The organism is Arthrobacter sp. CAN_A6 (assembly GCF_015751715.1).
In the GTDB taxonomy this organism is placed as follows: domain Bacteria; phylum Actinomycetota; class Actinomycetes; order Actinomycetales; family Micrococcaceae; genus Arthrobacter_D.
Genome location: NZ_JADOUV010000004.1, coordinates 246,162 through 266,956, shown reverse-complemented (window position 1 = coordinate 266,956; position 20,795 = coordinate 246,162). Strand labels below are relative to the sequence as shown.

General features: G+C 66.8%; 21 protein-coding genes and 1 pseudogene. 5 read left to right on the top strand and 17 right to left on the bottom strand.

Annotated features, from left to right (window positions below; translation table 11 throughout):
• The first annotated feature begins 99 nt into the window (after positions 1-99).
• Positions 100-1,407, top strand: coding sequence for an ATP-binding protein (locus IWX75_RS09595; protein ID WP_196822017.1), 1,308 nt, complete (start codon positions 100-102; stop codon positions 1,405-1,407).
• 51 nt (positions 1,408-1,458) lie between these two features.
• Positions 1,459-2,520, top strand: a complete 1,062-nt coding sequence (locus IWX75_RS09590) for an Rv2578c family radical SAM protein (protein ID WP_196822016.1) — start codon at positions 1,459-1,461, stop codon at positions 2,518-2,520.
• Here IWX75_RS09590 and IWX75_RS09585 read toward each other — a convergent pair.
• Both IWX75_RS09585 and IWX75_RS09580 read right to left on the bottom strand, forming a co-directional pair.
• Complete coding sequence (locus IWX75_RS09585) at positions 2,517-2,990, bottom strand: (deoxy)nucleoside triphosphate pyrophosphohydrolase (protein WP_334684232.1); 474 nt, start codon at positions 2,988-2,990, stop codon at positions 2,517-2,519. The genes IWX75_RS09590 and IWX75_RS09585 overlap by 4 nt on opposite strands.
• 40 nt (positions 2,991-3,030) lie before the next feature.
• A complete protein-coding gene (locus IWX75_RS09580; protein WP_196822015.1) occupies positions 3,031-3,273 on the bottom strand; it encodes a hypothetical protein in 243 nt (80 codons plus the stop codon).
• A 230-nt stretch (positions 3,274-3,503) separates the two neighbouring features.
• On the opposite strand from IWX75_RS09580, the gene IWX75_RS09575 reads away from it, so the two are divergent.
• Positions 3,504-4,724, top strand: coding sequence for an MFS transporter (locus IWX75_RS09575; RefSeq protein ID WP_196822014.1), 1,221 nt, complete (start codon positions 3,504-3,506; stop codon positions 4,722-4,724).
• A 36-nt stretch (positions 4,725-4,760) separates the two neighbouring features.
• On the opposite strand, the gene IWX75_RS09570 is transcribed toward IWX75_RS09575, so the two are convergent.
• The 5 genes from IWX75_RS09570 to infC form a co-directional block, all read right to left on the bottom strand.
• Positions 4,761-5,960, bottom strand: a complete 1,200-nt coding sequence (locus IWX75_RS09570; RefSeq protein ID WP_196822013.1) for a cysteine desulfurase-like protein — start codon at positions 5,958-5,960, stop codon at positions 4,761-4,763.
• Positions 5,961-6,013: 53 nt separating this feature from the next.
• A complete protein-coding gene (locus IWX75_RS09565; RefSeq protein ID WP_196822012.1) occupies positions 6,014-6,919 on the bottom strand; it encodes a TrmH family RNA methyltransferase in 906 nt (301 codons plus the stop codon).
• 39 nt (positions 6,920-6,958) lie between these two features.
• Positions 6,959-7,393: a 50S ribosomal protein L20 gene (gene rplT / locus IWX75_RS09560; RefSeq protein ID WP_196822011.1), complete on the bottom strand. Its 435-nt coding sequence runs from the start codon at positions 7,391-7,393 to the stop codon at positions 6,959-6,961.
• A gap of 98 nt (positions 7,394-7,491) precedes the next feature.
• Positions 7,492-7,686, bottom strand: a complete 195-nt coding sequence (gene rpmI, locus IWX75_RS09555; RefSeq protein ID WP_026531962.1) for a 50S ribosomal protein L35 — start codon at positions 7,684-7,686, stop codon at positions 7,492-7,494.
• 106 nt (positions 7,687-7,792) lie between these two features.
• Positions 7,793-8,956: a translation initiation factor IF-3 gene (gene infC, locus IWX75_RS09550; protein ID WP_442858964.1), complete on the bottom strand. Its 1,164-nt coding sequence runs from the start codon at positions 8,954-8,956 to the stop codon at positions 7,793-7,795.
• Positions 8,957-9,316: 360 nt separating this feature from the next.
• Between infC and IWX75_RS09545 the strand changes: the two genes are divergently transcribed.
• On the top strand, positions 9,317-9,772 hold the full coding sequence (locus IWX75_RS09545; RefSeq protein ID WP_196822010.1) for a DUF1844 domain-containing protein: 456 nt from the start codon (positions 9,317-9,319) through the stop codon (positions 9,770-9,772).
• Between the two features lie 35 nt (positions 9,773-9,807).
• Here IWX75_RS09545 and IWX75_RS09540 read toward each other — a convergent pair whose 3' ends face one another.
• From IWX75_RS09540 to IWX75_RS09505, 8 genes are all read right to left on the bottom strand, one after another.
• A complete protein-coding gene (locus IWX75_RS09540) occupies positions 9,808-11,136 on the bottom strand; it encodes an MFS transporter (protein ID WP_196822009.1) in 1,329 nt (442 codons plus the stop codon).
• A 30-nt stretch (positions 11,137-11,166) separates the two neighbouring features.
• The gene (locus IWX75_RS09535) at positions 11,167-12,021 is read right to left on the bottom strand and encodes an SseB family protein (RefSeq protein ID WP_334684231.1); all 855 of its coding nucleotides are present in this window, start codon (positions 12,019-12,021) and stop codon (positions 11,167-11,169) included.
• Positions 12,018-12,776 carry a bifunctional 1-(5-phosphoribosyl)-5-((5-phosphoribosylamino)methylideneamino)imidazole-4-carboxamide isomerase/phosphoribosylanthranilate isomerase PriA gene (gene priA, locus IWX75_RS09530; RefSeq protein WP_196822008.1) on the bottom strand — a complete coding sequence of 253 codons (759 nt, stop codon included), beginning with the start codon at positions 12,774-12,776 and terminating at the stop codon, positions 12,018-12,020. Before priA ends, IWX75_RS09535 begins: the two co-directional genes overlap by 4 nt.
• Before the next feature lie 66 nt (positions 12,777-12,842).
• Positions 12,843-12,983: a hypothetical protein gene (locus IWX75_RS09525; protein WP_216698743.1), complete on the bottom strand. Its 141-nt coding sequence runs from the start codon at positions 12,981-12,983 to the stop codon at positions 12,843-12,845.
• 14 nt (positions 12,984-12,997) lie between these two features.
• Positions 12,998-13,636 carry an imidazole glycerol phosphate synthase subunit HisH gene (gene hisH, locus IWX75_RS09520; RefSeq protein ID WP_196822006.1) on the bottom strand — a complete coding sequence of 213 codons (639 nt, stop codon included), beginning with the start codon at positions 13,634-13,636 and terminating at the stop codon, positions 12,998-13,000.
• Positions 13,633-14,250 (bottom strand): imidazoleglycerol-phosphate dehydratase HisB, encoded by a 618-nt coding sequence (hisB, locus tag IWX75_RS09515; protein WP_196822005.1) that lies wholly within the window; start codon positions 14,248-14,250, stop codon positions 13,633-13,635. Before hisB ends, hisH begins: the two co-directional genes overlap by 4 nt.
• Before the next feature lie 84 nt (positions 14,251-14,334).
• Positions 14,335-15,429: a histidinol-phosphate transaminase gene (locus tag IWX75_RS09510; RefSeq protein WP_196822004.1), complete on the bottom strand. Its 1,095-nt coding sequence runs from the start codon at positions 15,427-15,429 to the stop codon at positions 14,335-14,337.
• A 105-nt stretch (positions 15,430-15,534) separates the two neighbouring features.
• Positions 15,535-15,954 carry a LysM peptidoglycan-binding domain-containing protein gene (locus IWX75_RS09505; RefSeq protein ID WP_196822003.1) on the bottom strand — a complete coding sequence of 140 codons (420 nt, stop codon included), beginning with the start codon at positions 15,952-15,954 and terminating at the stop codon, positions 15,535-15,537.
• Positions 15,955-16,367: 413 nt separating this feature from the next.
• Between IWX75_RS09505 and lexA the strand changes: the two are divergent.
• Positions 16,368-17,030, top strand: a pseudogene (lexA, locus tag IWX75_RS09500) (transcriptional repressor LexA); the annotation flags it as partial.
• On the opposite strand, the gene IWX75_RS09495 reads toward lexA, so the two are convergent.
• Together IWX75_RS09495 and hflX are read right to left on the bottom strand one after the other, a co-directional pair.
• Positions 17,027-19,075, bottom strand: a complete 2,049-nt coding sequence (locus IWX75_RS09495) for an ATP-dependent DNA helicase (protein WP_196822002.1) — start codon at positions 19,073-19,075, stop codon at positions 17,027-17,029. The pseudogene lexA and the gene IWX75_RS09495 overlap by 4 nt on opposite strands.
• Entirely contained in the window at positions 19,068-20,651 is a 1,584-nt protein-coding gene (hflX, locus tag IWX75_RS09490) for a GTPase HflX (RefSeq protein WP_196822001.1), read from the bottom strand. Before hflX ends, IWX75_RS09495 begins: the two co-directional genes overlap by 8 nt.
• Between the last annotated feature and the right edge of the window lie 144 nt (positions 20,652-20,795).

The window sequence follows — 20,795 nt, the reverse complement described above, 5'->3', positions numbered from 1 at the left end:
CGGTCCGGCCGGCCGGCGTGTCACAAAGGCTCGTCGGATCCGTCGCCTATGCCATGCTGTCTAGCAGTCGATGACGACCCTCCTAGGTAAGGACACTCCATGACCGGCTGGCGGATCCGGGACTTTCACGCGGCAGATATGGACGCCATCCTGCATCTGTGGGAGCAGGCACACAAGGCCGGCGTCGAGCCTGTCTACGCTCTCGCCGAGGTGATCGCCTCCTGCCAGAAGGACCACGCGGTGGTCGCGGTGCATGGCGAGACCGTGGTCGGAGCGGCTGTGGCTCGGGCCGCTCACGACCAGGGCTGGATCGTGTTCTTCGCCATCGAGGAGAACTGGCGGAATCGGGGCATCGGCAGCGGGATGCTCGCGTCGATCGAGAACCGGATGGCGCCCCTCGGGCTCACCAAGCTGTCCACGCTGGTGCCGGAGACCGAGCAGCGCGTCGGGGCGCTCCTGAACTCCGGGTTCATCGACCGGAAGCACCTGCGGTACTTCGAACGGGAAATCCCCGTGCACCGGCAGGAAATGGGGCTGCTGGGGGAACTGGGTGGCCGGCTGATGGCCCGGAACCTCTGGAACGCCGTCGGCGGGATGCAGCGCGAGAAGGAACTGCTCGAACGCCGCCTGGTGCTGCCGTTGGCCAATCCCGACCTCGCCGACCAGTACGGCGTCGTTCCACCGCGTGCCGTGGTGCTGTTCGGACCGCCCGGCACCGGGAAGACCACCTTCGCCAAGGCCATCGCGTCCCGCCTCGAATGGCCCTTCGTCGAGGTGTTCCCCTCACGGCTCGCCTCCGATCCGCGCGGGCTCGCCGGCGCGCTTCGCGAGACGTTCCTCAACATCTCCGAACTCGAACACGCCGTGGTCTTCATCGACGAGGTCGAGGAGATCGCTGCGCAGCGCCAGGGCGAACCGCCGTCACCGCTCCAGGGAGTCACGAATGAACTCCTGAAGATCATTCCCGCCTTCCGCGAACAGCCGGGGAGGCTGCTCGTCTGCGCCACCAACTTCATCCGGGCCCTCGACACGGCTTTCCTCCGGCACGGACGCTTCGACTACGTCATCCCCATCGGCCTGCCGGACGAGGAGGCGCGTCACGCCATCTGGGCGCGCTACATCCCGCAGGAGGTCGCTGCCGACGTCGACGTCGGGTCCCTGGTTCGAGCGACGGACGGCTTCTCACCCGCCGACGTCGAATATGCGGCGCGGAAGGCCTCACAGCAGGCGCTGGAAAAAGCCGTGTACAGCCCCGCGTACAGCGGCGCAGATGGACAGCAGCCACCGGTTGCGGCAGGTCCGTCGACCAGCGACTACCTGGCTGCGATCGCCGAAACACGCACGACCGTCTCAGCGGAGGTCGCCCAGGACTTCCGCGAGGACATCGAGCGTATCGCCCGACTCTGACGAATAGTACAAGTGTTCTATTTCTGCACTGATCTCTGGTTCAATTGAGGCATGCGATGGGATGGCCAGAAGATCGGGACCGACGACGCTGCCGCCGGCGGGGACGCCCTGCTGTCCCTGGCAGGCCTGGTACGGACGGTTCGGACTCCGGAATTCGCCGGCATCACCTTCCATGAGGTGACGGCGAAGTCGGTGCTCAACCGGGTGTCGGGCAGCTCGGGGATGCCCTTCAGCTGGACCATCAATCCCTACCGCGGATGCTCCCACGCCTGCGTGTACTGCTTCGCGCGAAAGACCCACAGCTACCTCAATCTTGATACCGGGCTCGATTTCGATTCGCAGCTGGTGGTGAAGATCAACGCCGTCGAGGTGCTGCGGAAGGAACTCGCCAAACCCTCGTGGAGACGCGATTCGGTGGCCATGGGCACGAATACCGACCCGTACCAGCGGGCCGAGGGCAGGTACCGGCTCATGCCCGGTATCATCGGGGCACTCGCCGAGTCCGGTACTCCCTTCTCGATCCTCACCAAGGGCACCCTCCTGGCCCGGGATCTTCCCCTGCTTGCCCGGGCCGCACAGTCGGTGGAGATCGGGATGGGCATCTCGCTGGCGCTGATGGACCCGGCGCTGGCGGAAGCCGTGGAGCCGGGCACGCCTGCGCCGAAGGCGCGCCTTGCCCTGATCAGCAAGCTCCGGGAGGCCGGTCTGCCGTGCGGGGTGATGGCGATGCCGATTCTTCCGTGGCTCACGGACAGCGACGACGCCCTCGATGAACTTTTCGGAGCTCTCGCGGCGGCGGGAGCCACGGGGGTCTCGGCCGGCGCACTGCACCTCCGGCTCGGGGCTCGCGAATGGTTCCTGCAGTGGCTGGGCGCCCAGCACCCACACCTCGTCGCCAAGTACCAGGGGCTGTACCGCGGGGGGAGCTATGCCTCGAAGGAATACCTGGACTGGCTCGCCGAGAAGATCCGCTACTTCCGGAGGTTGCATGACCTTCCCGGAAAAGCTGCCTTCTTCCGGAATGGCTTCCCCCAACCCGGGGAATCCGGCGCTGCGGCTCCGGCTACGGCTTTGCCGACGGCGGCGGGATCGACGGAGCCGACCCTTTTCTAGCTCAGGGACGAATCCGGGCGGTTGATGCGGCCTGCCCACTCCAGGAGTGCGTCGACGATCGGCCGGTCGGCAGGGATCCACGACAGTCCGCGTAACGCCGGGCCCTCATCCAGCGACACCCACTGCAGGGCATCATGGTCCTGCAATGGCGCCGGCACCCCCGATGAAACCTCGACGGCCCAGACCCGCATGGACGCCGTCGCATGGAGGGGCCACCCGGAGTCGCCCGGGCCTTCGATCTCGGCCCCGAGTTCAACGGTGATGCCCAGCTCCTCCGCCAGCTCACGCTGGAGGGCTTCGGTGCAGGTCTCACCGTCCTCGACCTTGCCGCCCGGAAACTCCCACATCCCCGCGAACTGTTCGGGCGCAGTGCGTCGGGCAGCGAGCAGGGCCGTGGGCCGTGCGAGGGAATCGACCACGGCGGCTCCCACGATCTGACGGATCCGGAGGGGATTGTTCGTTGGAATCACCCGTCGAGTGTACCCAGCCCCGGCCCGAGTGAACGGGTGTTCAGCTCTCCTCCGGGTCGAGGCCTCCGCCGTCCTGACCCGCCTGGTGTTCCGGGTTCAATTCTCGGCGGTACTCCCCTGCCGGGCTCACGCCCGGTACCTGCTGGCCGGCGTTCAGCTCCGTTGAGGTATATGCCTCCTCGGAGAACTCCGCCGCCGACTCCTGCTCCGGCTCGGGAAGGTTGATGTCCTCACGCAGGTGGTCGCTGGAGGGCATTTCGGATGCGTGCGGTGTCCAACTCATTCCCCAAGCCAATCAAAGGGGCGCCGGAATGGCCAGCACTTTCTGGTTGTCTCCAGGAACCCGACCGGGAGTCCATAACCACCTGCACTGCGCACCAATTAGACTGGACCCTGACAAGGGCGTCGCGCCCTTGGTAACAGTCTGCAGATCGAGCACTACTCACTGCACGGCTCCGTGCCTCCCCGGAGGTGCGGACGGCGCCCCCGTCACCACCGCGTCGAAAGAGATCCATGCCCTACGCCCCACGCCCCGTCCTCAGCCCGCGGCAGCTGGTCTTCGCCATCACCGCCCTCGCCATGGGCGGGTTCGCCATCGGCACCACCGAATTCGCCATCATGGGCCTGCTCCAGGAAATGGTGGACGAACTCGGGGTCACCTACACCCAGGGTGGTCACGTCATCTCGGCCTATGCGCTGGGTGTGGTGGTCGGTGCGCCTGTCCTGGCGATGCTCGGGGCGAAGCGACCCCAGCGCTCCATGGCTGTCTGGTTGATGGTGGCCTTCGTGGTGGCCAACTTTTCCTCCTACTTCGCCGCGAGCTACGGGTGGATGCTGGTGTCCCGCTTCCTTTCCGGACTACCTCACGGTGCGTACTTCGGTGTCGCGGCGGTGATCGCGGCGTCGCTGGCCAATCCCACGCACCGCGCCCGGGCGATCTCCATGGTCATGCTCGGCCTCAGCATCGCCAATGTCGTGGGCGTCCCGTTCGCGACCTGGCTGGGGCAGCAGGTGGGCTGGCGAAGCCTCTTCCTCCTGGTCGGCGTCGTCGGGCTCGTCACCGTGGCGCTGATCCTGCGCTATGTGCCGTTCCAGGAGCCGCATCCTGACGCCAGCATCCGCCGTGAACTGGGGGCCCTGCGCCGTCCGCAGATGTGGATGACGCTCCTCATCGGCACGGTCGGCTTCGGCGGGTTCTTCGCCGTGTACTCCTACATCTCCCCGACGATCACTGAGGTCACCGGTCTACCGTCCAGCGTGCTGCCGATCGTGGTGGCGCTCTACGGCGTCGGAATGGTCGTGGGAAATATCGTGGGCGGACGCATCGCGGACCGTTCGGTGATGGGCAGCATCTACGGCGTCATGGGCGTGGTGGTCGTGGTCCTGCTCCTCTTCCCCCTGGCCATGCAGTTCGCTCCCACCGCGTTCTTCTTCGCCTTCCTGGTCGGGGCGAGCGGCTCGACCCTGATCCCGCCGCTGCAGGCCAGGCTCCTCGATGTGGCGCCTGGCGCACCGTCGCTCGCCTCGTCGATGAACCACGCAGCACTGAATATCGCCAACGGACTGGGTGCAACCGTCGGTGGGGTGGTCATCGCCCTCGGCTGGGGTTTCACCGCTCCGGCACTGGTCGGGGCGGGGCTGGCGGTCCTCGGCCTCGTCATCGCGCTGATCAGCGGACGGATGGACGCCAGGACGCAGCTGTCGGCGCAGCCGGTGCCGGAGCACGTGGCCTGAGCCCTCGCCCTGAGCCCGCCCTGCAGGCTGCGTGGTTCAACCGAGGTACGCGGTCAGTCCGTCGATCAGGCGCCGAACGTCGTCTTCGGAGGTATAAGGGGCCAGGCCGATGCGCAGCCCACCCTCGCTCCCCAGGCCCAGCACCCGGCTCGCCTCGAGTGCGTAGAAATTGCTGGACGGGGCGAGGACGTCCCGCTCGGCGAGGAATTTACTGGCCTCGGCTGCATCACGCCCGGCGAAGGTCAGCAGCAGCGTCGTGGTGCGGGCACGAGCCCGTGAATGGACCGTCACCCCGGGAAGGGCCGCCAGTGCGTCCTCGAGCAGGGTAAGGAGGTGCTCTTCATGCCGCTCGATGCCGGCGTTCGCTGAAACGAGCCGCTCCCGACGCGACCCCACGGTTCCCATGAGCGAGGCGAGGAAGTCGACCGCCGCCGTCGTCCCCGCCATCATCTCGTAGGGCAGTGTCCCGAATTCGAAGCGCTCCGGAACCATGTCGGTGGACGGTAGCAGTTTGTCCGGGTGAAGGGTCTCCAGCAGTGCGGGCGCCGCGGCAAGGACACCGCAGTGCGGGCCCAGGAACTTGTACGGCGAGCAGACGAAGAAATCAGCGCCCAGCGCGGGCAGGTCGACACTGGCGTGGGCCGCGTAGTGGACGCCGTCCACATAGAGGAGGGCGCCGGCGTCGTGCACGAGGTGGGCGATCGTGGGGATGTCGGGCATGGTGCCGAGGAGGTTCGACGCCGCCGTCACGGCCACCAGCCGGGTCCGGTTCCCGAGTGCGGCGCGGAGGTCGTCCATGCTCAGTTCGGCGGTGTCCGGGTCGAAACCGACCCAGCGCACGCCTGCTCCCCGCCGTTCGGCTGCCTGGACCCAGGGTCGGATGTTGCTGTCGTGATCGAGTCGGGTTACCACCACCTCATCCCCGGGGCCCCATTCAGCGGCGAGGACGCGGGCGAAATCGTAGGTGAGCTGGGTGGCGCTGCGGCCGTAGACGATGCCGAGCGGGTCAGCGTTGAGGAAGTCGGCCAGAGCCGCACGAAACTCCCGCACCGTCCGGTCGGCGTTCCTTTCCGACGCTACGCTGGCGCCGCGGTTCGACAGCGGGCCGGTCAGCGTATCGGCTATGGCCTGCCCCACGACGCGGGGTGTCTGGGTACCCCCCGGCCCGTCGAAGTGTGCGATCCCCGAGGACAATGAGGGGAACTGGGAACGGAGGCTCTCAACATCGAGGGACATGGCGTCCTTTCGGTCAGCGGACTAGGGCGTGGTTTCAGCCTAGTGCTTCGGGCTCAGTTGATCCGTTGCGCCCGCGCCGAGGCATACAGGCACACCGTCGCTGCAGTGCCGACATTGAGGCTTTCGGCCCGCCCGTAGATGGGGACCGCCACGCGGTGGTCGGCTCCCTGTAGGACGGCGTCGGGGAGTCCCTGCGCCTCATTGCCGAACAGCCACGCCGTGGGTGCTTCGAGGCGCGCACCGGCGTCCGCCTCGCCATCAGCACCGGAGGACGACCGCGCGCCGAGCCGCCGACGCGCACCCGCGTCCTGCAGCGTATCGAGGTCGACGTCGCCGTGGCCGTCAGCGGCAAGCACCGCAATGCCCTGCCTCTTCAATTCGGCCAGCAGGGTGTCCAGTTCGGCTCCGAGCACCACCGGTAGGTGGAACAGCGAACCGACCGTGGAGCGGACGGTTTTGGGGTTGTACAGGTCCACGCTGGAGGACGTGAGCACGACGGCGTCAGCACCGGCCGAATCGGCCGCGCGCAGTATCGTCCCGGCGTTGCCGGGATCCCTCACCTCGACCATCACGGCGACCAGCCGGGGCCTGCCGGCGAGCATCTGTTCGAGAGGAACGTCGATGAAGGAACAGACCGCGATCACACCCTGCGGCGTCACGGTCGAGGACATGGCCGCGAGGACCTCATCGGTGACCATCCGCGGGTCCGGTTTACCCGCGAATTCCGGATGCCTCTCGAGGCAGTCCGTGGTGACGAACAGGTCCTCCACCACGGGTGGTCCGCCCGCAGCCATCCGCTCCCTGTGCAGCGCCAGGGCCTCGCGGACGGCTTGCGGGCCCTCCGCGAGGAAGCGGCCCTGCCTTGAACGCGACGGACGCCCCGCAAGGCGCGCAACCTCCTTCACCCGATCGGCTCGGGGGTTGGACATCAGCGCCTGGGGGCGTCCGTCGGTATTCATGAATCTCGAGGCTGCTGCCGGTCGGAACCGGCCGTCAACCTAGGCCTTCGCCGGAGCCTTCGAAGCACGGGGCGCCTTGATGGCGGCGGCTTCGGTAGCGACAGGCGCGGAGGTGTCCGCGGGCAGCGCGTTCCTGGCGATCTGCACGAGCGCAGCGAAAGCGGCACCGTCGGTCACTGCCAGGTCGGCAAGCATACGGCGATCGACCTGGATCTCAGCGGCCTTCAGGCCCTGGATGAGGCGGTTGTAGGTGAGTCCGTTGGCGCGGGACGCAGCGTTGATGCGCTGGATCCACAGGCGGCGGAAGTCGCCCTTGCGCTTGCGGCGATCGCCGTAGCTGTACACGAACGAGTGCAGCAGCTGCTCTTTCGCCTTGCGGTACAGGCGTGACCGCTGTCCGCGGTAGCCCTTGGCGCGCTCGAGGATAACCCGGCGCTTCTTGTGGGCGTTGACCGCCCTTTTCACACGTGCCACGTGCGTACTCCTTCAGTAGATCTTCCGGCACAGCCCTGACGGCTGCAGCTCCCGCCCGCGAACGGGTGCGGAGCTTCTCCGGAGTGGTTGGTTGAGTGTTAGATGCCCAGCATCTTCTTGATGACCTTGGTGTCGGCCTTCGAAACGATCTTGTCGCTGGCCAGTCGGCGCGTCAGCGTGGAGGACTTGTGCTCCAGGTAGTGACGGCGGTTGGCCTGCTGGCGCTTGAGCTTTCCGCTGCCGGTCAGCTTGAAGCGCTTCTTGACGCCACTGTGGGTCTTCATCTTCGGCATGGGAACCGATCTCCTTTTGATAGCCGTGGGTAATTACCTACGGGCGGCACCCGGGGGCGCCTGCTGTTTTTCTTGCTTGCCGGGAGTACCGAGAGGTACTGAGCGCCTACTCGGTGCTTCCTGGCTTGGGCCCGCTTGACTCGCTCTTTGTCGGAGCCGTCCTGCCGGCAGGTCTTGGGGTCGCAACCGGCTTGCCGGCCGACCCGGGTTTGGGGGCTGCGCCCGGTTTTGGAGCGGCAACAGGCTTCGGTGCCGCCACCGGCTTTGCCGGTGCAGCTGCGGCTGCAGCTACGGCGGGCTTCACGGCCGCCGGCTTCGAGGCCGCAACCGGCCTGAAGGCAGCAGGCCGCACCGGCGCGGTCCGGGTTGCGGGTGCCTTCGGTGCCGATGCAACGGGTGCTGACGGCGCAGTCCGTACAGCAGGTGTCGTCGGCGCAGATGCTGCGGGCTTCTCGTCGGCCTGCGCGGGAGCAGGTTCCGAGGAGAGGGTCGGCTCTTCGGACGGCGCTTCCGGCCCGGAGGCCGATTCGTCCTGTCCGGCATTCGCCGAAGCTGCAACCTGCCTGTCGGCGTCGTTCACCGATTCGGCATCCACCGGGGTCGCGACGGTCGTTTCCTCGGCCGCCGTCTCACTGCCCGTGATGGAGTAACCCTCGGGGAGGAGGTCGGCGAGGCTCTGGGTCAGCGGAGCTCCACTGTCACCGGACAGATCCACGCGTCCCGTACCCGACTTGGCAGCCTCATTCGCTGCCTTCGCGTCCGCTCGCTGCGTGGCACGGCGGGCTTCGGCCTTCGCCTCCGCCTTGTTCTTGACCGGACCGATCACCATCACCATGTTGCGGCCGTCGATCCGGGGAGATGACTCGACCACTCCGACTTCGGCTACATCTTCAGCGAACCGCTGGAGCAGGCGGATACCCATTTCAGGGCGCTGCTGCTCGCGGCCGCGGAACTGGATCATGGCCTTGACCTTGTCGCCGGCTCCCAGGAAGCGGAGAGCGTGTCCGCGCTTCGTCTCGTAGTCATGGGTGTCGATCTTGAGGCGGAAACGGATTTCCTTGAGGATCGTGTTGGTCTGGTTCTTCCTGGCCTCACGGGCCTTCACCGCGGCTTCGTACTTGTACTTACCAAAATCCATGAGTTTTGCCACCGGAGGCTTGGCCTGCGGTGCTACCTCGACAAGATCCAGGTCGGACTCGGCGGCAAGTCGGAGTGCGTCCTCGATACGGACAATTCCTACCTGTTCGCCGGCAGGTCCGACCAACCGCACCTCTGAAACGCGGATACGATCATTGATTCTTGGCTCGCTAATGTGTAACTCCTGTTGGTCCTGAAACTGATAACCGCCTGAAAATGAAGAAGGCCTCCAATTGCATGCGCAATCGAAGGCCTCGAGAATCAGTGCGGCAGTAGGTGTTCGCCGACGAGTGCAACCGGCATTTTCACTTACAACCGCACCGACCTGACCCGGCTACCTGCAATGCTTGGGGAAGCACCAGGAAAATCGCGGGTGGGAGAGGACTCCGCTTGCATACTGGCCGCGAGAATTCATTCCCTCCGGCGTTTCCTTGGAAGCTCCATCAGGCATGAGAGTAACGGTGACCAGTCGGTCTGTGACAAGCTTACCAGTATGAGTCCCGCAGACAGCAATCCCCCGCAACCCGCCACCGGAGACCACCCCGGCCCGAGCGACATCTCTCCCACCCGCCGCAGTTTCGCGGACGAGGCCGGCCCGGTCGAGGATCCCGAGGAGGGCGTGCGACGGCATATGCGCGACATCTCCGAAGTTGCCGCCGTCGAGGTGATCACCACCTCCGCCGTCCATCTGATGAGCGCGGCCGCAGTGAAGTGCGGTCTTGCTGCCGGGGAGGACGCCGAAGAGTTGAAGGACCTGGATGAGGCCCGCAAGCTCATCACTGCACTTGCCGGTTTCGTCACCGCTGCCGCCCCGGAGATCGGCAGCCAGCACGCGGGTCCATTGCGCGATGGCCTCCGTTCCCTGCAGCTGGCCTTCCGTGAAGCATCGATCATCCCCGACGCCCCTGGCCAGGGTCCGGGTGAGAAGTACACCGGGCCGGTGAACTGACTCCCGCTGACACCGGCTGGAAGTACGGGGCGGCGTCAGCGGGAGTTCAGGACCCGCCGGCGCCGCACTTTCTGGGCAGCGATACCGCCCACGCCGAGAACTCCGGCAACCACTCCCACTGCGGTGAAGCCGCCCCACGGCCCGGTGACGTCGATGAGGACGCCGGCGAGCGGTGCGCCCATTGCGACGCCGGAGGTCAGTGCGGATCCGTACCAGCCCATCGCTTCTCCCCGGCGGTCCTCCGTGACCAGGTCGGCGACTTTCTCGGACGCTGCGGAGAGTACCGGAGCGCACAACAGACCGGGCAGGATCGAGAGCAGGCTCAGCGCCAGGGTGTCCTGGGCAAAACCCATGGGAACGGTCAGCACGCCCATTCCCAGCAGCAGGAGCAGGGGCGATACGGGCCGGCGGAGGGCACCGTAGACGAGTCCGCCGACGACCGATGCGGCGCACCATGCGAAGAAGACCAGTCCCAACTCCCCCGCCTTGCCGCCCTGCTCCAGAGTGGCCACGATGCCCACCTCCGTACCCGCCAGGACAAGCCCCGCCCCTGCGGCCACCATCATGACCACCGCGACCGGCACGGTGAGCCAGGCAAAGGAGCTGCGCAGCTTTCCACCGACGGCGAGCGGGAACCTTCGGGCACGCCGCTGACCCGGCACGCGCCCGGCCACCAGTTCGGCTCCGGCCTCGGCCACTCCTCCCGGTGCGGACGCGACGACGGCCTCTGCCGCTAGGACGCCGTCCTCCGATGGCGTGGGTGCAGGCAGTGCTCCGGGCTGGCCACTCCGGGTGGGTGGATTGAACCACATCAGGAAGAGTCCGGCCAGCGCAGTGGCGAACCCGATCAGGGTGAGCCCGAACACCGTCGATACCTGCGTTGCCAGCACCACGCCCACGGCCGGTCCCACCATGAAGATCACCTCGGTGCTGATTGCATCCAGTGTGAAGGCGGTCCGCCGGGAGTCGCCGCTGACGAGCACGCCGAGGGACTGGCGCACCACCGAGAATGCGGGAAGGGTGAAGAGCCCGCCCACCAGCGCGGCGACCAGCAGCCATTCGTACGGTAGCCGCGGTGCGATGGACCAGATGAGGGCCTCGGCGATGATCGAGGGGACCAGCGCTTTCCTCAGACCAGCGCTGTCGATCCGTCGGCCCCGCCAGGGAGCTCCGATCGCGATGCCGATCGTCACCAGTGCGGCGACGGCCCCGGCGGCGGCGTAGCCGCGGTCGAGGGTCTGAACCACGTGGAGTGTCAGGAGGACGCCGGCCGCGGAGTGGGGGAAACGTGCGATCATGCCGACGATCAGCAGCCTGCGCACGGGCACGATCCGCAGGAGCTCGCGGTAGACGGCGAAATTCACTGGTTATTCTTTCTGGGCGGATCGGGAAGGTCAGCGGGTGAGTTTTACCTCGAGTGAGTCGACACCCTCCACAAACCCGCGGTCCGCCTGGAGCGCTGATCGGAACCGACGGACGAGCGCGTCGACCTCACCAGCGGAGAGATCCGGCACGAGCCTCAGGTCCATGCGAAGCTCCGGTCCGGCTCCGCCGCCGAGGGCAAGCCTACCGTCCGCGGAGAGCGTCGGGACGCCCGACCCCAGCCCCAGGCGCACCTCGAGGATGCCGTCCTCCTGTCCGCTGATGGCCGCGACGATCTCCACCAGCCGTTCGTCCCGGTAGGACGGGACCCAGGCAAGCTGCTGTGCCAGCGCCCACACAGCGGGTCTGCGCACCACGAAGGTGAACGAGGACCCCGGGTCGATCACCAGGAGCTCGGCCTTCTCGGCGACTGCGGCCAGTGCCGCACGGGGCGTATACGCCGCCACGGGCCGCGCACCCGGGTGCCAGGCGACCAGGCCTGCCGCAGTGCTGAAAACAGGGAGCGCCGTTCGGCCATCCGGCGCCTTGAGTGTCACCAGGGCCATGTCGGACTTCTTGTCCGCCAGGCCCCCGCGCATCCCCTCGATCGCCTGCGTCACCTCGGCGACGATGGGAATGAACACCCGTGCCGACGCCAGCGCGCTGACCACGGATTCCTCCTGCGGCACCGTGCCGGAACTCCGGTCGAACAACCCCTCGATGGCGGTGGTGTAGCCGGCGTCGGCCCGCCCGACGTCGTCTTCGAAGTTGTGCAGCGGGTTTCCCTGGCCGGCGAGGTCCCGACCGGCCCACGGACGTCCGGCGGAGTCCGCCAGATTACCGGCCAGCGCGGCCTCTATATGGGCCGGGAGCTTCCGTGCTGTCACCCCAGGGATTCCGGATGGCCCGCGACGTCGAGCGCCTCCGGGAGGGTGAAAGCCCCGGCGTAGAGGGCCTTGCCGACGATGGCACCCTCCAGTCCCCGGGGAACCAGTCGGCGGAGCGCTGCCAGGTCATCAAGGCTGGAGATACCGCCGGATGCGACGACGGGCCGTGAGGTCCTGGCGAGGACCTGCTCCAGGAGTTCGATGTTGGGGCCGCGCAGGGTGCCGTCCTTGGTGACATCCGTCACCACATACCGGGCGCATCCGGCGTCCTCGAGTCGCTGCAGGACCTCCCACAGGTCGCCGCCGTCTTCGGTCCAGCCGCGGGCGGCGAGCGTGGTTCCGCGGACGTCGAGTCCGACGGCGATCGCGTCGCCGTAGCGGGCGATCGCGCGTGCCGTCCACTCGGGGTTCTCGAGTGCCGCCGTTCCGAGGTTGACCCGCTCGGCGCCGAGTTCGAGGGCCGCTTCCAGGGAGGCATCATCCCGGATCCCGCCGGACAGCTCCACCTTGATGTCGAGCTTCCGAACAACCTTCTCCAGGAGGTCGCGGTTCGATCCGCGACCGAACGCGGCGTCGAGGTCCACGAGATGCACCCACTCGGCGCCGTCCTTCTGCCAGGCCAGCGCCGCGTCGAGCGGATCGCCGTAGTCGGTCTCACTGCCGGCCTCCCCCTGCACGAGGCGCACGGCCTGGCCGTCCGCCACGTCGACGGCGGGAAGAAGTTCCAGGATGGGGGTCTCGGTGAACGGGCTCATGCTCTACTTTCAACTTGGCGAATGGTGATCGGGTAGCACTGCGGTGTGAAGGGAAACGCGTCAGATTCAAGGAAGGGTGAGCAGGTAGGCGGCCACGAGCGACATCGCCGCGAGAACCCAGAAGCTGATGATCAGGAGTTTCGGGAGACCCTGGCTGCGGAAGGACAGTGCCCCGCCGATCAGGAGTCCGGCCAGGCCCATCATCACGATGCTCCACATTGCTACCGCAGACCGCCGATCCAGTTCCTCAGCAACTGCGCCCCGGCATCCCCCGACTTCTCAGGGTGGAACTGGGTTGCGCTCAGCGGACCGTTCTCGACAGCCGCGATGAAGGGCCCCCCGTGGGAGGACCAGGTGACCTGCGGAGGCTTCATGGCGGGCTGGGTGACGTCGAACTTCCAGTCCTGTACGCCGTAGGAGTGCACGAAGTAGAAGCGCTCATCCGCGATGCCGTCGAACAGGACGGATCCTTCTGGAGCCGATACGGTGTTCCATCCCATGTGCGGCACGATGTCGGCCTTCAGCCGCTCCACGGTGCCGGGCCATTCCCCCATGCCCGGAACCCTTGTATCGTGTTCGACGCTGTCCTCGAACAGGACCTGCAGCCCAACGCAGATTCCGAGGACCGCGCGACCGCCGGCCACCCGCCGGCCGATCATGCGCAGGGCATCGACCTCTTTCAGCCCCTTCATGACGGTTTCGAACGCGCCCACACCCGGGACGAGGAGACCGTCGGCCTCGAGCACGTCTGCCGGCTTGGCACTGAGGGTCACCTCTGCGCCGACATGCTCCAGTGCCCGCACGACTGATCGGACGTTGCCCGACCCGTAGTCGAGCACCGTGACGCGGCGCGCGCTCACAGCGCTCCCTTGGTGGAGGGAATACCCGTAACCCGCGGATCCGGTTCTACTGCCGCCCGGAGGGCCCGTGCCAGGGCCTTGAACTGGGCTTCGACGATGTGGTGCGGGTCGCGGCCGGCCACCAGTGTCACGTGGAGGCAGATCTGCGCGTGCAGCGCAATGGCCTCGAACACGTGCCGGGTCAGCGAACCGGTGAAATGCCCGCCGATCAGGTGGTATTCCTGGCCGGCGGGTTCCCCGCCGTGCACGAGGAAGGGCCTGCCCGAGATATCGACGACGGCGTTCGCCAGCGCCTCGTCGAGTGGAACGGTCGCCTCACCGAACCGGCGGATGCCGGCCTTGGTTCCCAACGCTTTCCGCAACGCTTCGCCGAGGGCGATTGCGGTGTCCTCGACGGTGTGGTGGACATCGATGTGGGTGTCTCCGGTGGATCTCACCGTCATGTCGATGAGTGAGTGCTTCGCCAGTGCGGTCAGCATGTGGTCGTAGAACGGCACCGTGGTACTGATCTCCGACTCGCCCGTGCCGTCAAGGTTGATTTCGACGAGCACGCTGGATTCACTGGTGGTGCGTTCGATCCGCGCAGTGCGGCCGGCGGAAATCTCCACGGTCATGGCGGTCCTTCGGTAGGTTGGGTGCTGAACCCCGGTCAGGGGCGATCGGGCCGCCCTCGTTGATACCAGTCTAGGAGACAGTCCTCACAGGAGGGTGCGGAGGGTATCGAGGAACACTGTGGTCTCCGACTCAGTGCCGGCCGTCACCCGGAGGTGGCCTTCGATGCCGACGTCGCGGATCAGGACCCCTGCCTCGAGAAGCCCGCTCCACACAGCACGGGGATCGTCCAGGCCGCCGAAGAAGACGAAGTTCGCATCCGACGGCGCCGGTGACAGTCCCAGTTGCCGCAATTCGGCCACGATGCGGTCGCGCTGTTCCTTGATGGCCTCGACGTTGGCCAGCAGAGTGTCGGAGTGGGTCAGGGCGGCGTTGGCTGCCGCCTGGGTGATGGCAGAAAGGTGGTACGGAAGCCGAACCAGGCGGAGCGCATCGGCGATCTCGGGGGCAGCCGCGAGGTAGCCCAGCCGCGCTCCGGCCAGCGCGAAGGCCTTGCTCATGGTGCGGGACACGATGAGGCGCTCCCTGCCGGGCAGGAGCGTCAGCGCGCTGCGGGTGCCGGACGTCGCGAATTCGCCGTAGGCCTCATCGACGATGATAATGGCCCGTTCCTTCTCCCCCGCCTCGTAGGCTGCCTCGACGACGTCGAGGCCGAGCGCCGTACCGGTGGGGTTGTTGGGTGAGCAGAGGAAGACGATGTTCGCCTGCGACTCGCGGATGTGCCGGGCGGTGTCGGATGCGGTCATCTCGAACGCCGCGCGCCGTCCGGCCGTGACGTACCGGGTGTCCGTGCTGCTGGCCAGGAGCGGGTACATGGAGTACGTCGGAGGGAACCCGAGGGCTGTCCGCCCTGGGCCGCCGAACGCCTGGAGGATCTGCTGCAGCACCTCGTTCGAACCGTTGGCTGCCCAGATCTGGTCCGGGGTGATGCCATGGCCGAGATAGGCCGCAAGATTGGTGCGCAGCTCCGTGAACTCCCGGTCCGGGTACCGGTTGAGCCCGCGGGTAGCAACTTCCACGGCCGCGACGATCGCTGAGGAAACGTCTGCCGGAACGCCGTGGGTGTTCTCGTTCACATTGAGCAGGATCGGCACATCGATCTGCGGCGCCCCGTAAGGAAGGAGCCCTACGAGATTGTTCCTCAGCGGGAGATGGGCGAGTGCCTCTTCACGGTCCGTCACCCTGCGAGTTTAAGCGATGGGCGGGCCGTCCGGAGAATCGGACCATCCGACCAGGCGCGAGGAGTACACTCACCGACCAACCGGTGTTCTCCAGGGAACCGGCTATCAGCCACCAACCGGCACCGCGAGCGACTGGCCTGCCTGGACCACTGAGGATCCGAGGTCGTTGAGTTCAACCAGCTCGGCCACGAATTCGCGGGGATCGCGGTCCGGCGCGAACTCTCCGGCAAGCCCCCACAGGGTTTCCCCCTGACCCACACTGATGTTGATGGTTTCAGTAGGTGCCGGCTCGTTCACCGTCGCCTTGGCCTGGGAAGTGAGCGAGACTCCCAACATCAGAACCAATGCCACGAGGAGCACCGTGGGAAGGCCCACCAGCACGAGCCGCCCGCGCCGTGTCAGCTGAATCGGGGCTGATTTCGTGCTCGGCGAAGAACGGTGCGCCACCACTCCATGGGAGGCGCTGTTCGAACGATTGCCGTCGACGGGCGGAGTGCTGGTCCTGACGATGGTGAGTGCTGCCATGGCTGTACCTCTTTCGGATCTTCGAATCGGTCGGACGGCCCAGGATAGCGAATTAGAACACGTCTTCGATTTTCTTCCTGCTTATTTTTAGCACCTGCGGACGAACTTTGTCGAGACTCACTCGAACATATGTTTGAAATCACGCAGCGGGTGTTCTAGCGTTGACCCAGAAGCAGGATGCAGAGTGACCATCCCGGTGGACTTGCTGCTTTCCACATCACCACCCGCCACCGACAAAACAGTCCAGCGGCGACTGATGAACCGGACGCGGGGCACCAAGGAGAGGACGACCGGTGGCAGAGCACGAGGCGGCAGAGCAGGGAGTTTCCGGCCCCACGCTGGAGGAGGTTCCGGCAGCAGAGGCTGGCGCTGTCAGCGCGGGGCGGGGGCGCCCGCGGGGCCGTGCGGTCGGCAAGGGACTGACCGACCGGCAGAAGACGATTCTCGAGACGATCCAGCGGTCGATCGGTTCGAACGGGTATCCGCCGTCGATGCGAGAGATCGGCGACGTCGTCGGCCTGGCGAGCCTGTCGAGCGTCACGCACCAGTTGGCCCAACTCGAGCGCCTTGGCTATATCCGCCGTGATCCAAAGCGCCCGAGGGCCATGGAGATCCTCCTCCCACTGACGTTGACCGACGCCGCCGAGTCCGAGAACCCGGATTTCCCGGCAGGGACGGGGGGCCTGCATCGGGGCGCCGTCGACACCGCGATGGTGCCGCTCGTCGGCCGCATCGCAGCCGGTGGGCCCATCCTCGCCGACCAGGTGGTCGAAGAGATCCTGCCCCTCCCCCGCCAACTGGTGGGCCACGGCGAACTGTTCATGCTGAAGGTCTCGGGTGACTCGATGATCGATGCCGCCATCTGTGATGGCGACTGGGTGGTGGTCCGCAGGCAGCAGAGCGCCCTCAACGGCGACATCGTCGCCGCGCTGCTCGATGACGAGGCGACGGTCAAGACGTTCCGCCAGCGTGACGGACACACCTGGCTGCTGCCGCAGAACACCCGCTACGAACCCATCCTCGGCGACCACGCGAGCATCATGGGCAAAGTCGTCTCGGTGCTGAGGGCCCTCTAGCCCACCCGGACGTCCGGCGCGGGAGCAGCGAGCCGCTCAAGGATTCCGAGAGCGACCGCCCTGTCCGTCGTCGACCAGAAGGGCGGCAGCGCTGCGCGAAGGAATCCCCCGTAGCGAGCATTCGCGAGCCGTGAATCGAGCACCGCTACAACACCCCTGTCGCCCGACGCCCGGATCAGGCGCCCCGCGCCCTGAGCGAGCCGGACAGCGGCATGGGTCGCTGACACGCTCATGAAGCCATTGCCACCCGCACGCGCGACGGCGCGGGTCCTCGCCGTCATCAGCGGGTCGTCAGGACGCGGGAATGGAATGCGGTCGATCACCACGAGCCGGCAGGCATTGCCCGGCACATCGACGCCCTGCCACAGGGACAGGGTGCCGAACAGGCAGGTGTCCGGTTCCTCCGAGAATTGCCGAACGAGGGATGACAGGGATGATTCGCCCTGACAGAGGATCTCGAAACCCACCTTCGGCCTCAGCGCCTCGGCTGCCTCTTCGGCTGCACGCTTCGAGGAGAAGAGCCCCAGCGCGCCTCCCCGCGAGGCAGTGAGAAGGGCCTCGAGTTCCGCCAACTGGGCACCCGAGGTGCCGCGCTCCGGTTTCGGGAGATCCTTCGCTACATACAGCACCCCCTGGCGGGGGTAGTCGAAGGGGCTGCCGACGTCCACTCCGGACCAGGCCGGCGCGCCGTCACCAGCAAGGCCGAGCGACCCGGCGACGGGGCCGAACTCCGCGCCGATCGCAAGGGTGGCCGACGTGAGGATCACTGTATGATCCGCGAACAGACCCTCACGCAGCCTGCCGGCCACGGAGAGCGGAGCCACGTTCAGGGTAGCCGGGGCACTGTCGTCGGGAATTCCATAGCCGGAACCCGGAGTGAAGGAACTGGCGCGCGAAGCCCACACCACCTCGTTCGACGTAGGGGCCGCCAGGATCCGCTCGCACAGGTCGAAGATGAGGGTCAATCGTGCGCGCGCCATTTGCCGGCCGCCGTCGGCGTCGCCGGCTTTTCCGTCGGTCTTCGTGTCCGACAGGGCAGCGCGGCAGGCACTCCGCACCTGGTCCAAAGACTGTTCGACAGCCTCCGGCAGCCCTCCAGGCAACAGACCCGAGGGAAGAAGCTCGGCGGCAGCCTCGAAAGCACTCCCCGCACTGTCCAGTACACCTGTTCCGATGGAGGCGTGCCGCCGCAGCGCGGTCGACGCCGCACTGATCATCGCCGGCGCGAGCTGCCCGGACACGGCGCCCGTCACGCGGTCGTGAAGCTCGTGCGCTTCGTCGATGACGACGACGTCGTACTCCGGGAGGACGGCGAGGCCCTCGAACGCACTGATCGCCAGCATCGCATGGTTGGTGATGACGATGTCCGCGTCCGCCGCGGCTCCCCGTGCCTTCTCACTGAAGCACTCCTCCGCGACGGGACAGCGCTGGGCGCCGAGGCACTCCATGCTGCTGACGGAGACCTGGCGCCACGTACGGTCGCTGACACCGGGAAGGAGTTCGTCCCGGTCACCGGTATCAGTTTCCTCGGCCCATTCCCGCACGCGGACCACTTCCTTCCCGAGCGCGCTGGAAGGCGACGCGGCGAAGGAGCCGGGTGCCGGGTGCGGAGCGGCATCCTCCCCGAGGCTGAAGAGGGCATCCGGGACGTCGTCCTCGGGGAATCCGCCGCCGACCTTGTGTTTGCAGAGGTAGTTCGCCCTTCCCTTGAGGAGGGCGACGTCCACAGGCCGCGGCAGGTGCTCACCGACCGATTCGAGAAGGCGCGGAAGGTCCCGGCCGACGATCTGCGCCTGGAGGGCGAGCGTCGCTGTGGACACCACAGACGGCCGCTCGCTCTCCATGGCATGGGCGATGAGCGGTACGAGGTAGGCCAGTGACTTACCGGTTCCCGTTCCGGCCTGCACCAGAAGATGGCTTCCGGTGGCGATGGCCTCACTGACCTGGCGCACCATCTTCTGCTGTCCGGTACGGCTTTCGCCACCCATGGCCACGACGGCAGCATCGAGTAGCGTCAGGGCGTCGGGCCCGGACCCCTCACTCATGCCGGAGATACGGTTCCAGTTCCACTGCGAGGGCCTCGCGGACCATCACGTCGAGCCGGGTGCCCTCGCCGACGTGCTCCAACTCGAGGATCTCGGCGTCCTCCTGATGGAGCCTGCTGAGAACTTCGCCGTGCTCGTAGGGCACCAGGAGTTCCATCCGGACCCCCGGACGGGGAATAGCCTCGCTGATCAGCTGGCGAAGCTCGTCGAGTCCGGTGCCTGTCCGGGCGGAAACCACGACATTGCGGGGTTCACGCTGGCGCAGGCGTTCGATGACGAAGGGGTCGGCCGCATCGGCCTTGTTGAGCACGATGATCTCGGGGATGTCACGCGCCTCGACCTCGGTCATCACGGCGCGGACCGCTGCGATCTGGCCTTCGGGGTCGGGATGGGAGGCATCGACTACATGAAGGATGAGATCGGAATCGGCAACTTCCTCCAGCGTGGAACGGAACGCCTCGACGAGCTGGGTCGGAAGCGACCGCACGAATCCCACGGTGTCGGCCAGTGTGTAACCGATGCCGTCGGCCGTCTCGGCCCTCCGCACTGTGGGATCGAGGGTTGCAAAAAGCGCGTTCTCCACGAGGACGCCCGCATCGGTGAGCCGATTGAGCAGCGATGACTTTCCGGCGTTGGTGTAGCCGGCGATGGCCACCGAGGGAACCTGGTTCCGCCGGCGGTTCGATCGCTTGGTGTCCCGTGCAGGCTTCATCCCCGCGATCTCCCGGCGGAGTTTCGCCATGCGCGTGCGGATCTTCCGCCTATCGAGCTCGATCTTCGTCTCGCCCGGGCCACGCGAACCCATGCCCGCGCTTGCACTGCCGACCTGGCCGCCGGCCTGACGGGACATGGACTCACCCCAGCCGCGAAGGCGAGGAAGGAGGTACTCGAGCTGGGCAAGCTCCACCTGGGCCTTGCCCTCCCGGGACTTCGCATGCTGGGCGAAGATGTCGAGGATCAGGGCGGTCCGGTCGATGACCTTGACCTTCACGATGTCCTCGAGGCCGCGCCGCTGGGAGGGGGACAGTTCGCTGTCCACGATGACCGTGTCGGCACCCGTCGCCGTGACGATGTCCTTCAGTTCCTGTGCTTTTCCCGAGCCGAGGAAGGTTGCGGGGTCCGGCTTGAGCCTGCGCTGCACCATTCCATCAAGGACCTCCGAGCCTGCGGTCTCAGCAAGGGCCGCAAGCTCCTGCAGGGAGTTTTCAGCGTCCTGCGCCGTCCCCTCCGTCCACAGGCCGGCAAGCACCACCCGTTCCAGCCGCAGCTGTCGGTATTCGACCTCGGTGACGTCCTCGAGCTCCGTCGAGAGCCCGGCCACCCGGCGAAGCGCACGCCGCTCCGCGAGATCCTGCTGGTCGCCGTCGAAGGAGAACTGCTCATCGGCCTCCGCCGAAATCGCCTGGGCCCGTGAGCGCCACGTGCGCTCGGGAGGAGGCGAGGCGGTTTCCTGTCCCTGCCCGCCCGGAAACTTTGCCGAAGCTGCCTCGTCATGTGCGAGGATGCGGTCGATGACGGCCTGGATCTCTTCCGGGCCCATGTCGGCACCGGTGGATCCTCCGGAATTCGTGGTCATATTCTCCCTTGTAACAGTGGACTCCAATCCTAGTTCCCTTCCGCCGATCCGTTCCAGCACTTCACTCTGCGCGGAACCGCAGCATCTTCTTCCGTGGGGGGCGAGCGCTTTCACCCCCCACGCCGGGAAGGAGAGGCTGTCGGC

Coding starts and splice junctions, on each gene's coding strand:
- rpmI (WP_026531962.1), bottom strand. CDS start 7,686: ATGCCGAAGATGAAGACCCACAGTGGCGTCAAGAAGCGCTTCAAGCTG.
- priA (WP_196822008.1), bottom strand. CDS start 12,776: ATGAGCCCGTTCACCGAGACCCCCATCCTGGAACTTCTTCCCGCCGTC.
- hflX (WP_196822001.1), bottom strand. CDS start 20,651: ATGACCACGAATTCCGGAGGATCCACCGGTGCCGACATGGGCCCGGAA.
- IWX75_RS09505 (WP_196822003.1), bottom strand. CDS start 15,954: ATGGCAGCACTCACCATCGTCAGGACCAGCACTCCGCCCGTCGACGGC.
- IWX75_RS09595 (WP_196822017.1), top strand. CDS start 100: ATGACCGGCTGGCGGATCCGGGACTTTCACGCGGCAGATATGGACGCC.
- IWX75_RS09575 (WP_196822014.1), top strand. CDS start 3,504: ATGCCCTACGCCCCACGCCCCGTCCTCAGCCCGCGGCAGCTGGTCTTC.
- IWX75_RS09545 (WP_196822010.1), top strand. CDS start 9,317: ATGAGTCCCGCAGACAGCAATCCCCCGCAACCCGCCACCGGAGACCAC.
- hisB (WP_196822005.1), bottom strand. CDS start 14,250: ATGACCGTGGAGATTTCCGCCGGCCGCACTGCGCGGATCGAACGCACC.
- IWX75_RS09495 (WP_196822002.1), bottom strand. CDS start 19,075: ATGAGTGAGGGGTCCGGGCCCGACGCCCTGACGCTACTCGATGCTGCC.
- IWX75_RS09565 (WP_196822012.1), bottom strand. CDS start 6,919: ATGAATACCGACGGACGCCCCCAGGCGCTGATGTCCAACCCCCGAGCC.
- IWX75_RS09580 (WP_196822015.1), bottom strand. CDS start 3,273: ATGAGTTGGACACCGCACGCATCCGAAATGCCCTCCAGCGACCACCTG.
- IWX75_RS09570 (WP_196822013.1), bottom strand. CDS start 5,960: ATGTCCCTCGATGTTGAGAGCCTCCGTTCCCAGTTCCCCTCATTGTCC.
- IWX75_RS09590 (WP_196822016.1), top strand. CDS start 1,459: ATGCGATGGGATGGCCAGAAGATCGGGACCGACGACGCTGCCGCCGGC.